Genomic DNA, 22,325 nt, shown 5'->3' on the forward strand with positions numbered 1-22,325 from the left:
ATAATGCAGATCTGCTAACTTTTCAGATTGACCGGATTATATATGTCCAAAAGTCAGAAACTTAATGAAAATAAAAAAAACAGATAGTATGAGAAAAATATATTTCACAATAATAATTTTGTCATTATCTTCAGGAATATTTGCACAAACACAGGATTCTCTACTTAGGCGACAGATGGAACTGGAGCGAGACTTCACACCCTCACTGTTTGATGCGGACAAAATAAATTCGCTGCCTGCCTTGCATGAACCTGCCGTTCAAAAGGCCAACACCAACTATTCCACCTGGGCAGGGCGCACCACTCCTCCCCTGGAGATTGCACTACCTGCACCTGGAAACATAATGACGGCGATACCCTACAACATGAAAAAAGGATTTATCAGATTCAACGCAGGCAATTACGCCAATATGGACGGAGTTTTTGGGTACCGCCTGGTAGAAGACGAGAAAAATGATTTCTCTTTCACTTTTCATCATAACTCCACCAATGGTGATATCAACTATCTGCAGGATGTAAATCCGGCCGGTAGCAATGCCTATTTCATGGATAACCGGGGTTGGCTTGGATTCAGACATATAGCTGATGCTCTCACATTTAATATGCAGCTTTCATACTTGAACTCCACATTCAACTATTATGGAAATACATTCGGTGATACCCGCTTTTACAATAATGAAAATCAGCGACTGGGCATTTTGAATGCAATAATTGGAATCAAATCGCATGAATCAGACATACTAAATTATAGAGGTGAGATAGATTTCAAAAATTTCTCCACCAGATTCGCTGAAACCGTCGACACGAAAGGAATAAAAGGGACACAGTTAAACGCGATTGCCGGTTTCGACAAACCTTTCAGAGGCGCTGGAAGCAAAGTGGGTGTGGATGGGAAGTTATTCACCACCTTTTATAATGGCAATTTAGACGACTTCACCCTTGTCAACGCGGCCCCATACATCACCTTTGCCGGCATTAACAGCAGTGCAAGACTGGGAGCCGATGTGCTTTTTCAAATATCAGGCAGTACAAAGATACGCGTTGTGCCAAACGTGAAACTGCACTGGGGGGTAACTGATCACTCTTCACTCTACGCAACTGTTCACGGAGGAATCAGAAGCAACACATTCCCCGGTATGATAAGCGAATCGAGATACATCCAACCATATGACAATGTAATACCATCATTCACCCTTATCGACTTTAACGCAGGAGCAAAAATAGGTGAAGTGAGCGGGTTTCGTTTCGATATTTTCGCAGGATACAAAAAAACTGACGATGAACATTTTCTGCTATTGAACGGACAGGATATTGTTGACGGAATGGCAACATCCCCATATAAAGAGGTGCTTAAGCCTGTGTATGGGAGTTTGTCAAATTCTCACTTCGGTGGAATAATACAAGGCAACATATGGTCACCTCTGGATTTTTCATTGCGGCTGAAAAAAAACTTCTATGAAGTAAACGATTTAACGGTTAACGATGTACTGATAAATGATGCCAGAGCCTACAATATGCCAGGTTTTGAAGTTGATATTCGTGCATCGCTTGATCTGCTGAGCAACCTGAACCTTACACTTAACTATTACCTGGCCGGAGACAGATGGTCCTATTTCGACGGTGCAAATCTAAAAATGGATAATATCAATGATCTTAATGTGGGAGCCGTTTACGATATCACCGATGCCTTTTCCGTTAATGCAAGGGTAAACAACCTCTTGTCGCAAAAGTTCGATATCTGGTATGGGCACCCGGCACAGAGCATTAATGCATCGGGCGGTTTCACGTTTAAATTTTGATCTTTTGAATCCCGTACGAAAAGCCTATCTCATTGCGACAGGGCCATATTATATATTGTTTATCTGCACATTATAAATATTTTTTCGATATTAATGGCTTTTGGGGCAGACTCATCTTTTTCAACAAACAATTCTTAATCGAAGCAAATCACTTTGCAGATATGCTGTTGTATTGTTGCATAAACACTGGGGGGTTAAACGTCGCACAAAACTATTTTTAATACTTCTTCCTTCTTGTTTACAATGCTTTTATGTACTTTTGCGGCGAACATTGGTTGTCCACAAACTTCATGAAGAGATCCGAAAGTTATGGGTAAGAAAAAAAAAGCTCAGAAAAGAGCATCGAAAACAAAAAAAGTAACAGGGAAATATGACATCGTAAAAGCCATGTGGAGCCTGTTCGGCCTGATGGTGGCAGGTGCTGCGCTCTTTTTCCTGCTCGTGTCGGCAGGGCTTGTTGGTTACCTGCCAGAGATTAATGAGCTGGAGAATCCGATTGATAAATACGCATCACAGGTTATCTCTTCCGATAACGAACTGCTTTTCACCTATTCACAAAGCGATGATAATAGAATTTTTGTGGATTATTCAGACCTGTCCCCATATCTTATCGATGCATTAATTTCGACCGAAGATGTGAGATATTATTCCCACTCCGGTATAGATATTATAGGCTTGGGAAGAGCTGTATTTAAAACACTTATCCTCAATAAAGGAGAGAGCGGCGGCGGGAGTACCATCACTCAACAGCTGGCAAAGCTTCTCTACTCTCCACGGGCAAACAACAAACTTCAGCGTGTTTTTCAAAAACCTGTTGAGTGGGTAATTGCTGCGAAGCTGGAGCGCTTTTATTCTAAAGATGAGATCATCAACCTCTACTTGAACAAATATGACTTCAACTATAATGCCGTGGGGATTGAGTCTGCCGCACGTACTTATTTCAATAAAACCCCCGACGAATTGAGCGTAGATGAGTCAGCCATGCTTATTGGAATGCTTAAAAACTCATCCCTTTATAATCCGGTACGACGCCCGGAGGTTACAAAAGAGCGTCGGAACGTTGTACTTTCTCAGATGCAGAAGGCTGGGCACCTTAAGAAGCAACAGGCCGATTCCCTAAAACAACTTCCAATTGAACTGGATTTTAACCGTTCCGGTCACATTGATATTGCCGCTCCTTATTACCGTCAGCATCTGGCAAAAATGATGATGGCCGTGAAGCCACAGAGAAAGAATTACGCCTCGTGGAAAAAACAACAGTTTACGGAAGACTCACTCTCGTGGGAGGAAGATCCACTTTACGGATGGTGTAATAAAAATAAAAAACCTGACGGATCGAACTACAATATCTACACAGACGGACTTAAGATTTACTCAACAATCGATTCCCGTATGCAACGCTACGCGGAAGCTGCTGTGAAAGAACATTTGGGCGGATATCTCCAAAAACAGTTTTTCAGTGAAAAGGCCGGCAGGAAATACGCTCCGTACTCTGTTGAAGTAAGCAATCAGGTTGATGATCTGATGACGGCAGCAATGAAACAGACGGAACGTTACCGTGTTCTTAAAAAAGGAGGACTCAGTGAAGCTGAAATAATTAAAAACTTTAAGGAGGTACCTGTCGAAATGAAGGTTTTCTCATGGGAGCATCGGGAAATAGACACACTGATGACACCCTGGGATTCAATCCGCTATCATAAAAACTTCCTTCGTGCGGGATTCATGGCAATGGATCCTTTAACGGGACATGTAAAAGCCTATGTAGGAGGGCCTGATTTCAAATTCTTCAAATATGATATGGTTTCCACCGGCAAACGGCAGATAGGTTCTACAATCAAGCCTTATCTCTACACTCTTGCAATGGAGGAGGGGATGACTCCTTGCGACGGAATGATTCACGGCCCGGTAACACTTATGCCCGAAGTAGGGGAGCCATGGGAACCACGCAATACGCGTAAAGCTTCCGGAGAGTTTGTATCCATCAAATGGGGCCTTCAGAACTCCGACAACTGGGTGACTGCCTGGCTGATGAAGCAATTCTCGCCCTACACATTTGCCCGTATGCTCCAATCATTCGGGTTGAAGACTCCGGCCGATCCGGTAGTTTCACTTGCGCTGGGACCTAATGACGCATCAGTTTATGAGATGGTAGGAGCCTATTCTTCTTTCATCAACAGAGGCATCCGCGTGGAGCCGGTATTGGTGACCCGAATTGAAGACCAGTTCGGCAACGAAGTGTACTCATCCGTCCCCAGAATGAAAGAGATCTTCAGTGAATCTACCTCCTATAAGATGCTCGATATGCTGAAGGCTGTCATCGATGGCGGTTCGGGAGGCAGGCTGAGACGGTTATATAACCTGAAAGGGCAAATGGGCGGAAAAACGGGTACGACAAATAATAATTCCGACGGATGGTTTATGTCGTTTACCCCCAATCTGGTCGCAGGCTGCTGGGTGGGCGGTGAAGACCCATCCATACATTTCGACCGGATGGCTTACGGACAGGGAGCCAGCATGGCGTTACCCATTCACGGGTTGTTTTATCAAAAGATTTATGCCGATCGCGAACTAAAATACAGTGACGACGGTGTTTTTGATATCCCAGCCGAATTCGACCCGTGTCATGATTCAAAGCGCTACTCTCCCGACTTCTACCGGAATGATGATCCGATGGTGGAGAGCGAAGGTATCGACGACATATTCAATTGATATTATTCGACAACTGCCACACCGGACAACAGGAATAATAAGCTGAAAAACAAGTATAAGCATCGGCTTTAAATAGAGATCAAAGGAGGATTCAAAATTGAATACCTCCCTTGATGTTGATATAATTATCAACAAGGAGAATAGTTGATAACTATCTTGGATCTTTTATTTCAGGCGTCTTTTTAACTCCGTATCCCACTACTACAATATCACTGACAACAGAACTGCTACCACTGTTTGATAATTCCTCGTCTTGTAACCTGAAATATACTGTAAGATCGACTTTTGAATTGGCTCTTCCTCCTTCCTTTTCCAGGACAATATCTGACGGGATCATTTTCAACACTCTTAATACTTCTGAATCAAGAGAAGGATCAACTCCTTCCGCAATTTTAAGATTTGTAATCTCTCCCTTATCACTGACACTGTAACTGGTTTTTACCAACCCCGTAATACCATTTTCCTGCGCAATAACAGGATATTTAATATTTTGAGCTATAAACTTAACAAAGGCCTGCTCCTGCGAACTATCAGCTTTAACACATACGGCCTTCAAATCAGAACTTTCATTTCTACTCAGCCGAAAAACTACCGGTATGGTAAATCGTACATTTACAGCTTGTCCGCGCTGTTTGCCCGGCTCCCATTCAGGCATCGACTCAAGAACCCGAACCGCCTCGGCATCCAACAGCGGGTCAATTCCACGTACTACATTCACATCGGCTATGCTACCATCTTTCATCACTATAAAATTACAAATTACCCTTCCCTCAATACCTTTCGTTTTAGCCTCTTCCGGATATCTGATATTGTCAATCAGAAACCTCATCATTGCTTCTGTTCCACCGGGGAATTCGGGCTGAATCTCTACTACTACAAAAACTTCATCAGTGGCTGATATTCTCTTTTGAGGTTCGGCTTGTTGAGCATAGACGCTGTTAGCGGTAATCAGCAAAAGCGCCAAGGGTAAACTGGCAATATATTTTGCCAGCTTTACCATAGGCGACTTAGTTTTATTCATCATCATAATTCGTTGTTTTAATTGTGATACATTAAAGTTATTTACTATCTGAACTGCAGTTTCATGATAAGTCAATCGTAAAAGATGGAATTGATATTCGCGGCTGTCGACCCCTTCACGAAGGACACCGTTATCAGCAAGATATTCCAGATTCATAGCCATTTCCCGCTTCATTAGCCACACACAAGGATTCCACCAGGAAAAAAGAAAAAAAATCTCGATAAGTATAATATCCAGCGAATGCCACTGTCGTACATGCGTGTGCTCATGTAGAAGAATCTGCGCAATCTCCGTTTCAGAATGCTTTTCAGTATGTATAAATATCAATTTGAAAAAAGAGAAAGGGGGCATATCATACTTCAACTGGTAAACAGCAATTCCGGAGATCATACTTTTTTCACAATTAAGACGAATTCGCATGATAGAGATGAGCTGCCAGAAAAACCGCAACACAAAAAATAGTGTTCCTACACCAAAGATGGCAGTCAGGACCTGCTCCCAGGATATCGCAAAGGAGGGAAGGGATGTAGGTTCTTCTGTAGCTAATACCATGGCAGGCTTTTCAAAAATAACAGTAGAATTAACTTTCTCCAATGAATTGGAGCGAAAGTTCCACATCTCACCAAATGCAGGAATAACAAAAAGAGGGTAAAGCAAAGAAAATAGAATTGCCGACAGGAAAAAGATACGTCTCACCAATAAAAATGTATCCCGTTTTAATACTGTAATATACAGAAGATAAAACAAAACTATGGCAATGTTAACTTGTACAAGATATATAAGAAAAGAGTACATGATCAGTATAAGTTAAATGTCCAACAAATGGGCTACTCCCGGTTTTTCTCAATCAGGTGAACAATCTCATTCAGCTCCTCAGCACTGATCTTTTGTTCTTTAGCAAAGAAAGATACTAGCTCCTTATAGGAGTTATCGAAATAACTCTGCACCACTCCAGACAAAAAGTGACGTTTATAGGCAGACTCAGATATTTTCGGTTTATAAACCTTTACATTTCCAAATCTCCTTTTTATCAGATATCCTTTGTTCTCAAGATTGTTGAAGATAGATGCCACTGTGGTATACGGAGGTTTAGGCTCTTCCATTTTATCCACCACATCTTTTATAGCACATTCGTTGAGTTGCCACACATGCAACATCACAATTTCTTCCTGGGGTGTTAATCTATCCATAATTCATATCAATTTTTAAAAACATATAGCTAATGAACCTACTTGGGAAAGTCATTTTTTATAATATCTTGAATTTACGCTTCGTTAAAACCTCATTTATAATACTGACAGCTAATAAGTTATGCTGGATTCCCAAAAGTACCATACTCTACTGATATTCAGTGAATTATAAGAATTGTTTTAAAGTAATCGTCGAAGTATTTTTGTATCTCTGCTATTTAAATATTCAAAAAACTAAACTCAGACATTTTAAAAGGCACACGACTATTTAAACAATACAAATTTACGAATTTTTCGTAATGTAGAAACTTTCTCGTACTATTTTATAGTTAAATAAATAAAAAAGAGAGTGCATCACAGTGTGACTTCACCCTCTCTTACTCATCTCCTCTTCTAAAAGAGAACAATAACTAACTCAAGTTTCGCATATATAAATTAAAACATATGCAGCTAAATATGAGACCTATCAAATGTTTAGCGGAAACCCATTCGATAAAACAGATGTGATCTGACAAGCTATTTGAGCGAAGCGCGTTTCTTACAGCTGCTTCTCAAAATCTTGCATACACTGCACCAATGCCTCTACGGCTTCTTTAGGACAGGCATTGTATATGGATGCACGAAAGCCTCCAACTGAACGATGCCCCTTAATCCCAACCATTCCCTTCTCTTTTGCAAACTCAAGGAAAGCAGCCTCTTTGTCTTTATACTCTTCACTCATCACAAAACAAACATTCATGATGGAGCGGTCTTCTTTGGCTGCGGTTCCAACAAAGAGTTTATTCCGGTCTATCTCGTCGTAGAGAAGCGCAGCTTTCTCCTTGTTGAGCTTGTGCATTGCCTCAACACCTCCCAGCTCCTTTACCCATTTCAGGGTTTCATGCATCACGAATATAGAAAATACAGGAGGAGTGTTGAACATGGAGCGGTCTTTCTCTGCTGCGCCTATATGTGTGCGATAATCCACCATGGTCTGCAGCGGGCGGCCCGTTTTTCCAAGAATATCTTCGCGTACAATTACAAAAGCCACACCGGCAGGTCCAACATTCTTCTGCGCCCCGCCATATATTATTCCATATTTAGATATATCTACCGGGCGGCTCATAATGTCAGACGACATATCGGCTACCAATGGCACCGGACTTTCAATATCTTCATGAATCTCCGTACCGTAAATAGTATTGTTGGAGGTGATATGGAAATAATCGGCATCGACGGGAATGGTGTATCCTTTGGGAATATAGGAGTAGTTTTTATCTTCGGAAGAAGCCACAACTTCAACCTCGCCGTAGAATTTTGCCTCTTTAATTGCTTTTTTGGCCCACACACCAGTCTGCAAATATGCAGCCTTCTTTTTCATAAGATTAGCCGGAACATCAAAAAACTGAGTGCTGGCACCGCCTCCGAGCAATAAGACCTTATAATTGTCGGGAATGTTGAGAAGCTCCTTCCAGAGGTCTGCTGTCTCTTTCATGATACGTTCCCATCCAGGTGTACGGTGTGATATCTCCAGAATACCTATTCCGGTGTTGTCAAAATCGCGAATTGCTTCAATTGCGGACTCTATTGCAGGCCTTGGAAGTACACACGGGCCAGCGTTGAAATTGTATTTTTTCATTTTATTGGTATATTTATTATTTTCTATTCACTCTAAACTTGTCATCTCCATCCTTAAAAAAAGAAACAATCTGTCTGGCTGCGGCAAGCCCGGCATTTAAATTGGCTTCTGCTGTCTGAGCTCCCGATTTTCTTGGTGTGGAGAAGTAGCGCTTTGGGAATTTTGCAAGAAACTCTTCATGCTTGTCCGGCTTAATATCGGTAACAAACTGAAATAGAGGCCGCTCTTCCATAATTCGTAAAAGATCATCCTCTACTATAAGTTCTTTACGCGCCGTATTAATAAGAAGACCATCCTGAGGCATATGTGACAGAAGGCTATAATTTACACAGTTACGAGTTTCACCCAGCAAAGGCATATGTAAAGAAACTATATCACTGTTTTCAAACAACTCTATGTTGCTATATGCAGCAATAACACCGTATTCACCCTCTTTGCGCAAGTCATCGTGAGTAAGAGTCGGGGAATAGGCATAAACCGGCATGTCGAAACCTCTGGCAATCCTGGCCACCATCTTCGCTACATTTCCGAAAGCATACAATCCAAGTCGTCTGTCTTTGAGCTCACGGCCTACCGAACCGTCAAACTGATTGCGTTGCATATAAATGGCCATGCCAAAAACAAGTTCAGCTACGGCATTTGCGTTCTGGCCGGGAGTGTTCATTACACAAATTCCTTGTTGAGTGGCAGCATCAAGGTCCACGTTATCGTAACCAGCCCCGGCTCTTACAATCACTTTCAGGTTTGGAGCAGCAAATATTACCTCACCATCTACAATATCACTTCTGACTATTATAGCTTCTACATCTTTCACGGCATCAAGCATTTGAGACTTGTCTGTATATTTCTCCAATATGACAAGTGTGTGCCCCGCAGACTCAACAATTTCTTGTATCCTTTTTACTGCCTGTAGAGCAAACGGTTTACTTGTCGCCAAAAGTACTCTCATATCTTTTATCTTTTTAATATAACTTACAGAAATTACATTTTTGACGGGTATGAGATTTCCCATTACAAAAACATATAATGTTACAACCTAAAATAAATTTCTGTTTTTGAAAATATAATCTTTACAAAATATGCTTCACTATTTTTTTAAAAAAACAGTGTCTGCTGTATGGAATCTTACCTCCAAATAAAGTTACAAATTTACAAACTTATGCGTAACAAAAAACGAAATCCGAATAAAAAAATCTCAATTGTTCATTATTTATCTCTCTTAAAAGATATTTGTCCGATAAATCGATTAATCGTATCTTTGTGTCAGCGCACGAAATATACAACGCGATGAACAGTCCCTATCCATCAACTCTGCTCGAAAATGCGGTCAACGAATTTGCCAAACTACCGGGTATTGGAAGAAAATCGGCACTCCGGCTGGTACTTCACCTGTTGCGGCAGGATAAAGAGAAGGTTGCAAACTTTGCGAACACAATAATTAAGCTGAAAAATGAAGTAAAATACTGCTCATCATGCCATAATATCTCCGATACGGAAATGTGTGGTATCTGTGCCGACAGATCACGCGACCACTCTCTTGTATGCGTAGTGGAAAACGTTAAAGAGGTTATGGCGATTGAGAAAACCATTCAGTTCAGGGGAGTGTACCACGTGTTGGGTGGAATCATCTCTCCTATCGACGGCATCGGCCCTTCTGACCTGGAGATTGCAAGCCTGGAAGAGAGAGTGAGTGACGGCAATATAAAAGAGGTTATTCTGGCACTGAGTGCAACGATGGAAGGCGACACCACAAATTTTTATATTTTCAGAAGATTGCAACCATACGGCGTAAAAGTAAGCATTATTGCCAGAGGTGTCTCCATTGGTGATGAAATAGAGTATGCCGATGAAGTGACACTTGGACGTTCTATTATTAACCGCACACCCTTCGATGAATCGTATAAACTCCTGTCGAAATGAGAGAAGAAAATAAAATTGACAAGGCCATCCGGCTTCTGAAAGCCCATTATTACGTAAATATAATTTTTCTGGCATCTCTTTTTTTACTTTTTCTGTTTCGTCTGCTTCCCTTTTTTCATGAGAAAAAGACGATCAGTGTCACTTTGGAAACATTCACCTTGATAATTTCCATAGTTGCTGTTCCGGGAGCATTGAAATATTTCGCCATCGGCATGAAAAAGATTCATAGTCCCTTAGAGGCCTGCGCAGCAATAAAGAAATACAAATGGCTATCATTCACACGTATATACATATTAAGCATTGCAGCGCTAACAAATATTATTCTGTACGGGTATTCAGGGAATATGAACTTTTTCTGGTTTACTGTAGTATTTTTTATCACCTTTTTATTTTGCAGGCCATCGTACCCCGAACTGGCAGCACTGACTGAAGTGAAGGGTGAAAAAAACGAACCTCTGCAGGATGTTAAAACAATACCCGGAAATGAAGATATACCTGGAGAATAGAAATATCAGGTTACGCGCACCTGAACCGGAAGACCTTGATGTACTCTACGTATGGGAGAATGACACTGAGATGTGGGAAAGCGGCTCATCAATCCACCCCTTTTCCCGGTTCACACTAAAGCAGTACCTTATTGATTCACGACACGATATATATGTGGACAAACAGCTCCGTTTGATTGTAGAGCTGAAGGAATCAGCCGAGCCGGCAGGCGCTGTCGACCTGTATGATTTTGACCCGTTTAACCGTAGGGCGGGTGTGGGCATCCTGATAGATAAAAAATTCCGGAAACAGGGGCTGGGCCTGCAAACGCTGATACTCCTTGAAGAGTATGCTTTTGGTTTTCTAAAATTAAGGCAACTTTACGCTTTTGTACCTGTAAAAAACAAGGAGAGTACCTCGTTGTTTACGAAAGCCTTCTATCTTCCGGTAGGGATATTGAAAGAATGGCTTTCAGGTGAAGAGAGTTTCGAGGATGTACAGGTGATGCAAAAAATTAACCCGGAAAAATAAATTGTTACGGGTCACGATAAATGAATTTCAACAGGAAACAATATGCAGGACGACATAAAAAAAGCTTGTGATGTATTAATGAAGGGAGGAATCATCCTCTATCCTACCGACACCATATGGGGTATCGGTTGCGATGCTACAAATGAAGACGCGGTTAAACGCATTTATAAGCTGAAACAGCGAGACGACAGCAAGTCGATGCTCATTCTTATGGACAATCCGGCCAGGCTGAATTCCTATGTACAAGAAGTGCCTGATATCGCACTGGACCTTATAGAGTTAACCACCAATCCGCTCACCATAATCTACGACGGAGCCAAAAACCTTGCTTCCAATCTTATTTCACCCGACGGGTCAATTGGTATACGCATTACAGAAGAAGCATTTTCAAGAGAACTGTGTAAACAGTTCCGCAAGCCCATTGTATCCACATCGGCAAATTTGAGTGGCGATCCCTCTCCAACCCGGTTTTCACAAATAAAAGCGATCATAAAAGACGGAGTTGACTATATTGTCACATATCGGCAAAAAGAACAAGCCCAATCCAGGCCATCATCAATTGTGAAATTAAGTAGAGACGGCACAATACAAATTATCAGAAAATAAACAATTTTGCTATCTTTGTCCTTAAGATGAACATAAGGAACCTTATTCCAAATATGCAATTTAAAGAGATACACAATAAGTTTTTGCTATGGCGCGATTCTCATATAAAAGAGCGTCATTTTTTGCTATTTGTGTGCTTCCTTGTTGGAATACTCACTGCTACAGCTGCTTATATTTTAAAGTCGGCCATACATTTTTTTCAGTTTTTCCTGACCGAGAATTTCAGTCGCGATAATTTTAACTTTTCCTACCTCCTATTCCCTATTGTGGGAATCCTTATTGCCGGATTATATGTAAAATACGTAGTTAAGGACGATATAAGCCATGGCGTCACAAAAATTCTTTTTGCCATATCTCAGCGCAAAAGCAGGATAAAACCACATAACATGTACTCGTCGATTATAGCCAGCTCCGTAACCATAGGCCTTGGAGGATCCGTAGGAGCCGAGGCACCGATAGTACTCACAGGATCAGCCATTGGGTCTAATCTGGGAAGATTCTTCAAACTGGAACAACGCAGCCTGATGATTCTCGTAGGATGCGGTGCCGCCGGAGCTATAGCCGGAATCTTCAAAGCGCCCGTTGCCGGTATCCTTTTCGTGATTGAGGTGTTGCTGCTCGACCTTACCATGTCTTCAATACTACCTCTTCTTGTTACAGCAGTAACCGCAACCACCGTTTCATACCTTCTCACAGGCATGGACGCCATGTTTGCCTTTACTCTGGTTGAACCTTTTATACTCGATCGAATACCGTATGTGATTATTCTGGGTATTCTCTGTGGTTTTGTCTCGCTCTATGTTATTCGCACAATGGGCTGGCTGGAAGATATCTTCCACAATTTACCCAGCTGGAAAAGATTTCTGCTTGGAGGAGTTTTGCTCAGCATACTGATATTCTTTTTTCCTCCTCTGTATGGTGAAGGGTACAACACTATCAACACACTGCTGGCAGGAGGCGACTCTTTTCTTTCTCTTATGAACGAAAGTTTTTTTCACAACATTGCAAGCAGGTGGGCAATAGTAGGTTTTCTTGTTCCGGTAATTATCTTTAAAGTATTTGCCACTAGTGCCACCAACGGTGGAGGAGGAACAGGAGGGGTATTTGCACCTACATTGTTTCTGGGTTGCATCGCAGGTTTTGTTTTTTCATATACACTCAATCGGTTAGGATATACTACCTATCTGCCGCAGGAGAATTTCGCACTTATGGGTATGGCGGGAGTGATGGCCGGTGTGATGCATGCACCGCTTACCGGTAGCTTCCTTATCGCAGAGCTTACAGGCGGATATCATCTGTTCCTTCCTCTCATGATTGTTTCTCTGGTTTCATATGGAACAATTTTGATGTTCGAAAGGCACAGCATCTACGCCATGCGCCTTGCCAAGAGTGGGGAACTGATCACGCATCACAAGGATAAGGCAGTTCTTACTTTCCTGAAGGTAGAGGATCTGCTTGAGAAAGATGTGCCTACGGTAACTCCCGAAATGACACTAGGTGATATGGTTAAGGTTATATCTGCATCTGAAAGAAATATTTTCCCCGTTGTTACTGATAGTGGTGTTCTGTTAGGACTTGTTTTGATGAACGATATCCGCAATATCATGTTCCGTCCGGAGCTTTACGACAGGTTCACAGTTGAGAAATTTATGGTGGGTTCGCCATCAAAAATTGATATTCACACAAGTATGGAAGAGGTGATGGAAATATTCGAAAATACAAAAGCATGGAATCTACCGGTAGTAGATTCCGGAGGAGTATATCAGGGGCTACTGTCACAATCTTCAGTGTTTAACTCATACAGGGAAGTTCTGGTAGAAAATTACTCCGAAACTGATGAATAACAGAATCAAGATGGATAGTACGATCAATATTAAGAAAGAAGAGGCACGAATTTTGTTCATGGGGACACCCGAATTTGCTGTTGAATCACTAAAAGCGCTGGTTGAGAACGGATATAATGTAGTGGGAGTAGTAACCATGCCCGACAAACCGGCAGGAAGGGGCTATTCACTCCGGCCATCACCCGTGAAACAGTATGCATTGCAGCAAGGGTTACCAGTGTTACAGCCGGAGAAGCTGAAGGATGAGGTGTTTCTGAATGAACTGAGAAAACTGAAAGCCGATCTGCAGGTTGTGGTGGCATTCCGCATGCTGCCTGAGGTAGTTTGGAGTATGCCACCCAAAGGCACCATAAACCTGCACTCATCACTGCTTCCACAATACCGTGGTGCTGCCCCCATCAATTGGGCTATCATCAACGGAGAAAAGGAGACAGGTGTAACCACTTTTTTTATAACTCACGAAATAGATACCGGGGCGATCATTTTTCAGGAAAAGACACCTATCAGTAAACAAGATAATGCAGGATCAGTTCACGACAGGCTAATGGCGATGGGAGCATCCCTTGTATTAAAAACGGTGGATACAGTCCTTAGCGGTAAGGCAGATACGGTTCTGCAGGACAAAATGTTCGCAAAAGAGCTGGAACTGAAGCCAGCACCCAAAATATTCAAGGACACCTGCCGTATCGACTGGGGAAAAACTGCTTCTGAGATATTTAATTTTATACGTGGCTTATCGCCCTACCCCGCCGCATGGACAGAATTAAACCAGCACGGCAGCAATGAGGCAGAGCGACTCAAAGTGTTTGCCTCGGAAGTAGCTGAAAGGTGCAATCACTCCTTACCCTTGGGAACAATTGAAACAGATCACAAAACCTTTGTAAAAGTAGCAGTCAGGGACGGGTTCGTTCACATTAACGAACTTCAGTTGCCGGGAAAGAAAAGGATGAATATCACCGATTTCCTCAACGGTTACACTTTTAGTGAAAACGCGTTATTTATATAATCTACCACTTATAATTTAATCCGAAGCTGAGTGTCTGGTTGTACTGCCAATATTTTAGCTTCGAATCGGGTGGCACCCCGTCATCAAACCTGACATTCAAATATATGCGGGTTGAGAGTGCATTACTCAATGCCATATTAAGTGAGTTTTCGAATTCCGATACCACCTTCTCATAGCTTGTAAAATATGTAAGACGTGAATCCCATGCTATGTAGCGTGTAATATCATATTTAAAGATCGATGTAATGGTGCTACCGATATCCATTAGAGATTTTTTTCCTTCAGGGATACCGAACCGTTTCACATTAATTGAGGAGTTCCCTACATATTTATAGTTTATTGAAATAGGAGCTATCGCCAGGTCCAGCTTCACACGACGATGACGCACCTTATCTGATTTTTTGTCCAGATTATATTTCAAACCCACACCTGCATTAACATATAAAGGAGCTAGAAAAGCGGATCGCAGATCGTTAGAGTTTGTGGGATAAGCATTAAACAGTTGCGTTTTTGCCTCCAGGTTCATTGAGTATGACCATTTGCTCGTAAATGCATTAACTCCAAAGTCGCCGTAATAACGAACAAGGTCATTTCCTATACGGTATCTCCTAAGTGTATCATCAGGTGCATTAAAAACAGATAGCCTCCACTCTAATGTGTTGTTGAACCTCACCTTGTCTTTATTGTAATTTGCAGTAAACTTTTGATAACTGTTGAAGTTCAGATTATTTGTACCTCCCCTGTGCCAGTTATCGGAAAAATAGTTCTGAGCAAACTGAAAAGAGTGTTCTCCATTGCGTATCCAATATCTCCGGTTAATGGTTGCGACCTCCACACCCGGTGCATCGAGGGAATATGTAGTTTCTGTTTTTATAAGCTCACGAAATGGATTAAAAGTCTCTTTCACCACATCATCCGCCCCAGACATACGCGGCAGGGTGTCGAAAATTTCAACAGTATATTTTACTTTATCAGGGTAGGTCTTATAATAGTTCATCCTTACATCCTGTACAAAATCGTAGTGCCTTAGCTTTGGAGCGAAAGTTTTCTCCAGCGGTATAAGCAATCCTTTATCTTTGTCCTCATCCATGGGGTAAAATGACAATTCTCGCGGAAGAATTTCACCTGTGAAAATCATGGGAAGGAACAGAGGGCTGTAGAAAAGTGTATCCCTGAATGTCAATCCATCCATTGCATTATTATCATAATATCTTAAGGGCAGCTCCAATGTCCCATTCTCTTTCCTTGAATAGAGTGAATCGAGATGGTTAATCATTAAATAATGTTTAACATTGGGAACAGGGGGTTCAGTTGATGTGAATACTCTGCGTTGAGGTGCTGGATACATATTAACATTAATCCGTGGTATTGCAACCGGCTCAACATTAATAATCTGTACTTCTGGCTGTTCAGGAGAAACTGTCTGTGTGTTTTCCGGTTGGTTTGTATGACGTTCTATTTGCCTGCTTATATCTGTTATATTACGAAACAAATCCGTACTATCCTGCACTTGTACCGGATCTTTTATAACATAAGACGTGACGTCAATCACAGAAGCCACTGCCCCGAATGAAAAAAGAGATAAAATCAAAGGAAAAACGATTCGTTTCATACCTAAATTTATATTGTATTAATATGCTTATTTCCTGTTATTTAGCAAATTTTATTATTCCGATTTTATTTTATTACAAATAGCAAAGATATAAAAAATGTTTTACTTAAAAACGATATGCTTTGAAAACCACTCTCACATTTCGACTGCTTGTTATTTAACTTTGCATGTTTTACGATAACAGCTGAAAATTTAATATTCTGATGTTTCCGGGAACTCTTTTAAAACCGGTGTTCGAACAAATAGTCTCATTTTTCATCTTATGAAGATGTTTCCGGGAACTCTATTGAAACCGAAAAGAAAGAAAAAGTTGAACATATTCCAAATATCAGACTTCAAATCAAAACAAAACAGCAACAAAATAGCTGAAAAAATGGGATCTAATCCAAATAGCTGACTTCAGTCAACACTAAAACTATAACATAACGGATAGCTGAATATGAAACATTAAAAATTTGCTTATACGATGATTGCGTAAAATCGTTTGACAATAGTTATATTTGCATAAGATATAGAAATAACAATTGAGCCCCGTCCAAAATGTCTTTTTCATTGCAATCGAATAAAAAAATATATACTGTGCTGAGAGCGAATCAAACTTGTCTTGAGTCACAGGGAGAACTGACCGCAGCAGAAGACCAGATTTCATTTTAAAGTAACATTCTTGGTAATAAAATCAGTATAACTGCACAGAAATAGTAACTCACTTAACTTTCGCATCTATCCAAACGATGCGTATATAAAAATAAGCTGTTTAGCTATTTTCGGGTGAGATGCCGGGGAAAGCTGATAATATGGGAAATAGACTGATCACAATACTTGGCCCTACGGCATGTGGCAAAACCACATTTGCCACACATCTGGCTTATGAGCTGGATGGTGAAATTCTGAGTGCCGATTCACGGCAGGTATACAAGCAGATGGATATCGGTACAGGCAAGGACCTCTCTGATTACATTGTTGACGGCACCCTAATACCCTATCATCTCATCGATATTCGCTATCCGGGCGACAAGTATACGCTCTACGACTATCAGCACGATTTTCATGTTGCATACCTTGATATTATATCGCGCGGTAAAAGGCCCATACTTTGCGGCGGCACCGGGCTCTATATTGAGTCTGTTCTAAAGGGATATAACCTGCCAGACGTGCCCGCCGATTCCGAATTGAGAAGATCTCTTGAAGAGAAATCGCTGAAAGAACTGGCCAGAATACTGCGAAGCTATGGCCCACTTCACAACATCACCGATACAGACACAAAAAAACGGGCTATCCGGGCGATAGAAATTGCCGATTTCAAGTCTAAACAGACAGCTTCGGCTTCCGAATTCCCGTCTGTTGATAGCATCATACTAGGACTTCATATCGACAGGAATTTGCGTCGGAAAAAAATTAGCGACCGCCTGCAGGTAAGATTACGTGAAGGCATGGTAGATGAGGTGAAAAAAATCATAAATTCAGGTGTCTCACCGGAAGATCTTATCTACTACGGGCTGGAATATAAATTTGTAACCCTATACGTGACAGGGGTTATCAGTTATGAAGAGATGTCAGGACAGCTGGAAACAGCTATTCATCAGTTTGCCAAACGGCAAATGACCTGGTTCAGGGGAATGGAACGCCGCGGATTAACTATTCACTGGATTGACGCTTCTCTTCCAATGAAAGAAAAACTATTACAAGCACATTCTTTCATTGGGAAATAAGCTTAATTGAGTTTTTCATCCCATTCATTTATTGAGTACCCCTGCTAAAAGTCTCCTTCACTGCAAAAAAAATAAATTGTATGAAAATCGCCGGAATTATCGTAATTTTGCTGTCCTGATAACAAGAGCTCCTGCTGCTTCAAAAGCAACAGGATCTGCTTTTCACCAAATATACGTTTAAACAGATGATAAAAGGAGCATTTCCAGTTGAGAAATTCAAGAAACTTGACACGCCTTTCTATTATTACGATATGGAGCTGTTGAGAAACACTCTTGAGACAATAAAGAAAGAGACCGAAAATAGGCCGTTTCACATACACTACGCGGTAAAGGCGAATGCAAACCCGCGCATTATGGAAGAGATAGCTTCTTTCGGGTTTGGTGTGGACTGTGTAAGCGGAAATGAAATACTAAAGGCACTGGAGTGTGGTTTTTCTCCCGGTAAAATTGTTTTTGCCGGCGTTGGAAAGAGCGACAGGGAGATAGAGATCGGGCTCAAGCATGATATATTCTGCTTTAACGTTGAATCTATACCTGAGCTTGAGGTGCTCAATTCCCTTTCTGAAGGAAAAGGAAAAACTGCTCGTGTGGCTCTTCGCATTAACCCTAACGTTGATGCGCATACCCACAAATATATTACCACCGGTTTAGAAGAAAACAAGTTCGGCATCAACGAAAGGGATCTTCCGGAAGTGCTGAAGCTTATAAACTCCTCTCCGAATATTGAGCTCATCGGGATGCATTTCCATATAGGTTCTCAGATTACCGACCTCTCTTCGTTCGAGGATCTATGCGTTAAAGTTGAGGAGTTGCAGGAATGGTTTAACAAAAGGGGTGTAAGGCTTTCGATAATAAATGTGGGTGGAGGACTTGGAATAAATTATCATCATCCCAACCATTTCCCGATGGCTGATTTTGAGTCCTATTTCAGGTTGTTCGTAAAAAACCTGAAGCTACAAAAAGGCCAGAATCTGCACTTCGAACTGGGCCGTTCGGTAGTAGCTCCATGCGGTTCACTTATTACCCGCGTTCTTTACGTGAAGAAAGGTATTCAGAAGAAATTTCTGATAGTTGATGCCGGCATGACCGATTTAATCCGGCCAGCCTTGTATCAGGCATTTCATCATATTGAAAATATCAGCTCAGACAATGAATACACACCCTACGACGTTGTAGGCCCTATCTGTGAATCTAGTGACGTGTTCGCTGAACAGTTAATGTTGAACTGGGCAGAAAGGGGTGATCTCTTAGCCATTCGTTCTACCGGAGCATACGGAGAAACAATGGCATCACAATACAACTGCCGCGATCTTCCTGAATCCTGTTTTTCTGATACTCTTTAATTAAATTCAATGCTATAATGGATAGTATCTTTTCAGCTTTACCACATTTTTCCATGATTGAATGGATTTTGACAGGCTCACTGTTTCTTTTCTTTCTGATTCAACTCTTTTTTTATCTTTCAGTTTACAGAAAACCTTATTTATACGAGAAAAAGAGAAAAAGGAGTATCGTCCCCGACGAAGAACTGCCTGGAATCTCAGTAATAATCTCCTCAAAAAATAATTCGGAAGAGCTGGAGAAGAACCTGCCCTTTTTTTTTGAACAGGATTATCCCAATTTCGAGGTTATTGTAATAAACAGCGGCTCATCAGATGAAACTGACATGGTATTGAAAGCCGCTGAACTAAGATATCCACGCCTCTACCACACCTATGTACCTGCAGAAGCCGATGAGATAAACGAAAAAAAACTGGCGCTCACACTGGGTATCAAAGCAGCAAAAAACGACATACTCCTCTTTACGGAATCATATTGCAGGCCATGCTCCAGACTATGGATTAAGGAGTATGGGAAAGAATTCTTAGATGGAAAAGAGATTGTACTTGGATATAGCAAGCTGTTGATCCGGAAAAATGTTCACATGCGAAATTTTATAATATTCGACAACCTCATCCATCATCTGAAGTTTTTATCCATGGCCATTGCACACAGGCCATTCATGGGAATTGGCCGGAATATGGCCTATAAAAAAGAGCTTTTTTTCAAGAATAAAGGCTTTTCGCAGGTGTTGAGTATTGACGGTGGTGAGGATGATTTGTATATCAACAGGATTGCACGCAGAAGCATTACCGGTGTGGTTATTTCTCCAGAAAGCATAACTGAAACAGACAGTGTTGACAACTTTTCCACATGGAGAGCGTTAAAGTCAAAGTATTTATACACAAAACAGTTTTATGAAGGTTTCCCTTCCAGGGTATTCGGTTGTGAGACCTTCTCCAAATATGTGTTTTACACAGTATTCATAGCTGCTACGGCATTAGGTATTGTCTGGCATAACTACTTGCTTTTGCTGTTCACCTTCCTGCTCTTTGTAATCCGCTATTTAGTCCAGCTTGCAGTAATCAACAAAAATAGCCATCTCTTTCGAGCCGGAAGATATCATATAAATCTGATCTTTTTTGATATTTTTCAACCTTTCAATAATTTGCAATTCAGAAAATATGCCAACAGGAGAAACGGATTACGACGATAAACCGATCATAAAAAAGGGTCAAGCGCCATTTTGTCAGTTGAAAATTCCTTTTGATTATGGCGGATGGGGTTAAATGCGGTTAATCAATTATTGATTCAGTTAAAAGTGTTAAAAAGATAATCTTACTGATGAAAATCTGCACATTATTTGTCTTATATTTGTTGTTCTGTGATAAAAAATAAATTCAATATTACTAATATGAATACAAGTAACACTAAAAACGTAATTGCAATCGTACTGGTTGCTATTTTGAGCTCAGTAGTTACTTTACTGGGTTACAATATTATCGGCAAAAACAACAGTAGTCGTGCCGATGCATCAGGAAATGTGACATCAAAAGAAATTGGAACCTATTCAAACTCATTTAACCAAGACAAAAATGTTGTACTCACCAATCTTACAACATCAGAAGGGTATCCCGATTTCACAGAAGCTGCTTCCAGGTCGGTAAACGGTGTAGTACACGTAAAAACTACGACAATAAGCCAGCAGCAGTATATCAATCCGTTCGACTATTTCTTCGGATTTGGCGACCGCATACCTCAGCAGCGTGAACAGGTCGGTTTCGGCTCCGGCGTTATAATTTCAAAGGATGGATATATAATAACAAATAATCATGTGGTGGAGAATGCCACTGAGGTATCTGTATCTTTAAACGACAATCGTGAATTTACAGCCAAAGTGATTGGCACAGATCCGCAGAGCGACATTGCTCTGCTTAAGATAGAAGGTGAAGATTTTCCATATCTTACATTCGGCAACTCCGACGCTCTTGAGGTAGGAGAATGGGTTCTGGCCGTGGGCAACCCGTTTAACTTGACTTCTACCGTTACTGCCGGTATAGTAAGTGCTAAAAACAGAAGCAACGTTATGGGAGGAGGCAGCCTTAACATTCAATCGTTCATTCAAATTGATGCAGCCGTCAATCCAGGGAACAGCGGGGGCGCCCTTGTAAACACCAGAGGTGAGCTGGTAGGCATAAATACTGCTATTTTTTCCCAAACAGGAAATTTTGCAGGTTACGCTTTTGCCGTTCCCATCTCAATAGCTGGAAAGGTTGCAGCCGATCTTAAAGAGTATGGCACTGTACAGCGTGCGGTTTTAGGCATACAGGTTCCGAATATAGAAAACATAAGACGTCAGGACCCAGATAAAGCACGTGAGCTGTCGCAGATAAAAGGTGTTCTTGTGGAAGATTTCAGTGACCGCAGTGCCGCGAGGGCTGCAGGCATACAGAAGGGAGACGTGCTTACCGCCATCAACAATGTGCCTATCCGCAATTTTGCAGAATTACAGAGCCAGTTGAACAGATACAGGCCCGGTGACAAGATCAGTGTGACAGTCGACCGCAATGGCAAAAGCCATAGTTTTAACATAGAACTTAAAAATGATGAAGGCAGCACAGAAATTACCCGCAGTTCCGATTCAATCAGCACATTGGGCGCTACTTTCAAACCGATCCCCGATGAAAGGAAAAAACAACTGGGCATATCAAGCGGTATAGAGGTTGTAAGTGTTACAAACAGCGGGCTTTTCAGAAAAGAGGGCATCAACAAAGGGTTCATCATTATGAGAATAAACAATACTCCGGTTAACAGTGAAAGCGATATAGCCAAAATTATTGCTTCCACGAGCAACCGTCAGGATAAAGTACTGCTTGTAGCAGGTTTTTATCCGAATGGAAGAACCCAATATATTGCCATTGATCTGACTGGTAATAAATGACATAGCGTTAACGA

Annotated in this window: 17 protein-coding genes; 12 read left to right on the forward strand and 5 right to left on the reverse strand. The window is 41.3% G+C overall.

The genetic code is table 11. The features are described 5' to 3' along the window. The first annotated feature begins 88 nt into the window (after positions 1-88). Together KDN43_RS00050 and KDN43_RS00055 are read left to right on the forward strand one after the other, a co-directional pair. Positions 89-1,798, forward strand: a complete 1,710-nt coding sequence (locus KDN43_RS00050; RefSeq protein WP_238867665.1) for a TonB-dependent receptor — start codon at positions 89-91, stop codon at positions 1,796-1,798. A 387-nt stretch (positions 1,799-2,185) separates the two neighbouring features. Continuing rightward, positions 2,186-4,507 carry a transglycosylase domain-containing protein gene (locus KDN43_RS00055; protein WP_238869511.1) on the forward strand — a complete coding sequence of 774 codons (2,322 nt, stop codon included), beginning with the start codon at positions 2,186-2,188 and terminating at the stop codon, positions 4,505-4,507. A 151-nt stretch (positions 4,508-4,658) separates the two neighbouring features. Here KDN43_RS00055 and KDN43_RS00060 read toward each other — a convergent pair whose 3' ends face one another. The 4 genes from KDN43_RS00060 to KDN43_RS00075 all read right to left on the reverse strand — a co-directional run bounded on the left by KDN43_RS00060 (position 4,659) and on the right by KDN43_RS00075 (position 9,285). Further along, positions 4,659-6,224, reverse strand: a complete 1,566-nt coding sequence (locus KDN43_RS00060; protein WP_238867666.1) for a M56 family metallopeptidase — start codon at positions 6,222-6,224, stop codon at positions 4,659-4,661. Between the two features lie 131 nt (positions 6,225-6,355). Beyond that, positions 6,356-6,718 (reverse strand): BlaI/MecI/CopY family transcriptional regulator, encoded by a 363-nt coding sequence (locus KDN43_RS00065; protein ID WP_238867667.1) that lies wholly within the window; start codon positions 6,716-6,718, stop codon positions 6,356-6,358. 538 nt (positions 6,719-7,256) lie between these two features. Further along, positions 7,257-8,336, reverse strand: a complete 1,080-nt coding sequence (gene serC, locus KDN43_RS00070) for a 3-phosphoserine/phosphohydroxythreonine transaminase (RefSeq protein ID WP_238867668.1) — start codon at positions 8,334-8,336, stop codon at positions 7,257-7,259. A gap of 16 nt (positions 8,337-8,352) precedes the next feature. After that, a complete protein-coding gene (locus tag KDN43_RS00075) occupies positions 8,353-9,285 on the reverse strand; it encodes an NAD(P)-dependent oxidoreductase (protein ID WP_238867669.1) in 933 nt (310 codons plus the stop codon). A gap of 338 nt (positions 9,286-9,623) precedes the next feature. On the opposite strand from KDN43_RS00075, the gene recR reads away from it, so the two are divergent. Genes recR through fmt form a run of 6 tightly spaced genes read left to right on the forward strand, consistent with a single transcriptional unit; the run spans position 9,624 to position 14,729 of the window. Further along, positions 9,624-10,256 carry a recombination mediator RecR gene (gene recR / locus KDN43_RS00080; RefSeq protein WP_238867670.1) on the forward strand — a complete coding sequence of 211 codons (633 nt, stop codon included), beginning with the start codon at positions 9,624-9,626 and terminating at the stop codon, positions 10,254-10,256. Continuing rightward, positions 10,253-10,762: a hypothetical protein gene (locus tag KDN43_RS00085; RefSeq protein ID WP_238867671.1), complete on the forward strand. Its 510-nt coding sequence runs from the start codon at positions 10,253-10,255 to the stop codon at positions 10,760-10,762. Before recR ends, KDN43_RS00085 begins: the two co-directional genes overlap by 4 nt. Further along, positions 10,740-11,273, forward strand: a complete 534-nt coding sequence (locus KDN43_RS00090; RefSeq protein ID WP_238867672.1) for a GNAT family N-acetyltransferase — start codon at positions 10,740-10,742, stop codon at positions 11,271-11,273. Before KDN43_RS00085 ends, KDN43_RS00090 begins: the two co-directional genes overlap by 23 nt. Positions 11,274-11,297: 24 nt before the next feature. Continuing rightward, positions 11,298-11,879 carry an L-threonylcarbamoyladenylate synthase gene (locus KDN43_RS00095; protein WP_286832593.1) on the forward strand — a complete coding sequence of 194 codons (582 nt, stop codon included), beginning with the start codon at positions 11,298-11,300 and terminating at the stop codon, positions 11,877-11,879. A 26-nt stretch (positions 11,880-11,905) separates the two neighbouring features. Next, positions 11,906-13,723 (forward strand): chloride channel protein, encoded by a 1,818-nt coding sequence (locus KDN43_RS00100; protein WP_407681775.1) that lies wholly within the window; start codon positions 11,906-11,908, stop codon positions 13,721-13,723. Positions 13,724-13,751: 28 nt separating this feature from the next. After that, positions 13,752-14,729, forward strand: coding sequence for a methionyl-tRNA formyltransferase (fmt, locus tag KDN43_RS00105; protein ID WP_238869513.1), 978 nt, complete (start codon positions 13,752-13,754; stop codon positions 14,727-14,729). A 1-nt stretch (position 14,730) separates the two neighbouring features. On the opposite strand, the gene KDN43_RS00110 is transcribed toward fmt, so the two are convergent. Beyond that, positions 14,731-16,341 carry a DUF3078 domain-containing protein gene (locus tag KDN43_RS00110; RefSeq protein ID WP_238867674.1) on the reverse strand — a complete coding sequence of 537 codons (1,611 nt, stop codon included), beginning with the start codon at positions 16,339-16,341 and terminating at the stop codon, positions 14,731-14,733. A gap of 794 nt (positions 16,342-17,135) precedes the next feature. Here KDN43_RS00110 and miaA point away from each other — a divergent pair. From miaA to KDN43_RS00130, 4 genes are all read left to right on the forward strand, one after another. Continuing rightward, positions 17,136-18,050 carry a tRNA (adenosine(37)-N6)-dimethylallyltransferase MiaA gene (miaA, locus tag KDN43_RS00115; protein WP_238867675.1) on the forward strand — a complete coding sequence of 305 codons (915 nt, stop codon included), beginning with the start codon at positions 17,136-17,138 and terminating at the stop codon, positions 18,048-18,050. A gap of 185 nt (positions 18,051-18,235) precedes the next feature. Next, complete coding sequence (lysA, locus tag KDN43_RS00120; protein ID WP_238867676.1) at positions 18,236-19,393, forward strand: diaminopimelate decarboxylase; 1,158 nt, start codon at positions 18,236-18,238, stop codon at positions 19,391-19,393. 17 nt (positions 19,394-19,410) lie between these two features. Next, positions 19,411-20,586, forward strand: a complete 1,176-nt coding sequence (locus KDN43_RS00125) for a glycosyltransferase (protein ID WP_238867677.1) — start codon at positions 19,411-19,413, stop codon at positions 20,584-20,586. Between the two features lie 198 nt (positions 20,587-20,784). After that, entirely contained in the window at positions 20,785-22,311 is a 1,527-nt protein-coding gene (locus KDN43_RS00130; RefSeq protein WP_238867678.1) for a Do family serine endopeptidase, read from the forward strand. Positions 22,312-22,325: the final 14 nt, after the last annotated feature.

Origin of the sequence: Proteiniphilum propionicum (assembly GCF_022267555.1) — a bacterium.
GTDB classification, from domain to species: domain Bacteria; phylum Bacteroidota; class Bacteroidia; order Bacteroidales; family Dysgonomonadaceae; genus Proteiniphilum; species Proteiniphilum propionicum.

What these genes read in the sequence shown, in the direction of transcription:
- KDN43_RS00050 (WP_238867665.1), top strand. Translation starts at nt 89, where the DNA reads ATGAGAAAAATATATTTCACAATAATAATTTTGTCATTATCTTCAGGA.
- KDN43_RS00055 (WP_238869511.1), top strand. Translation starts at nt 2,186, where the DNA reads ATGTGGAGCCTGTTCGGCCTGATGGTGGCAGGTGCTGCGCTCTTTTTC.
- KDN43_RS00065 (WP_238867667.1), bottom strand. Translation starts at nt 6,718, where the DNA reads ATGGATAGATTAACACCCCAGGAAGAAATTGTGATGTTGCATGTGTGG.
- serC (WP_238867668.1), bottom strand. Translation starts at nt 8,336, where the DNA reads ATGAAAAAATACAATTTCAACGCTGGCCCGTGTGTACTTCCAAGGCCT.
- KDN43_RS00075 (WP_238867669.1), bottom strand. Translation starts at nt 9,285, where the DNA reads ATGAGAGTACTTTTGGCGACAAGTAAACCGTTTGCTCTACAGGCAGTA.
- recR (WP_238867670.1), top strand. Translation starts at nt 9,624, where the DNA reads ATGAACAGTCCCTATCCATCAACTCTGCTCGAAAATGCGGTCAACGAA.
- KDN43_RS00085 (WP_238867671.1), top strand. Translation starts at nt 10,253, where the DNA reads ATGAGAGAAGAAAATAAAATTGACAAGGCCATCCGGCTTCTGAAAGCC.
- KDN43_RS00090 (WP_238867672.1), top strand. Translation starts at nt 10,740, where the DNA reads ATGAAGATATACCTGGAGAATAGAAATATCAGGTTACGCGCACCTGAA.
- KDN43_RS00100 (WP_407681775.1), top strand. Translation starts at nt 11,906, where the DNA reads ATGAACATAAGGAACCTTATTCCAAATATGCAATTTAAAGAGATACAC.
- KDN43_RS00110 (WP_238867674.1), bottom strand. Translation starts at nt 16,341, where the DNA reads ATGAAACGAATCGTTTTTCCTTTGATTTTATCTCTTTTTTCATTCGGG.
- miaA (WP_238867675.1), top strand. Translation starts at nt 17,136, where the DNA reads ATGGGAAATAGACTGATCACAATACTTGGCCCTACGGCATGTGGCAAA.
- lysA (WP_238867676.1), top strand. Translation starts at nt 18,236, where the DNA reads ATGATAAAAGGAGCATTTCCAGTTGAGAAATTCAAGAAACTTGACACG.
- KDN43_RS00125 (WP_238867677.1), top strand. Translation starts at nt 19,411, where the DNA reads ATGGATAGTATCTTTTCAGCTTTACCACATTTTTCCATGATTGAATGG.
- KDN43_RS00130 (WP_238867678.1), top strand. Translation starts at nt 20,785, where the DNA reads ATGAATACAAGTAACACTAAAAACGTAATTGCAATCGTACTGGTTGCT.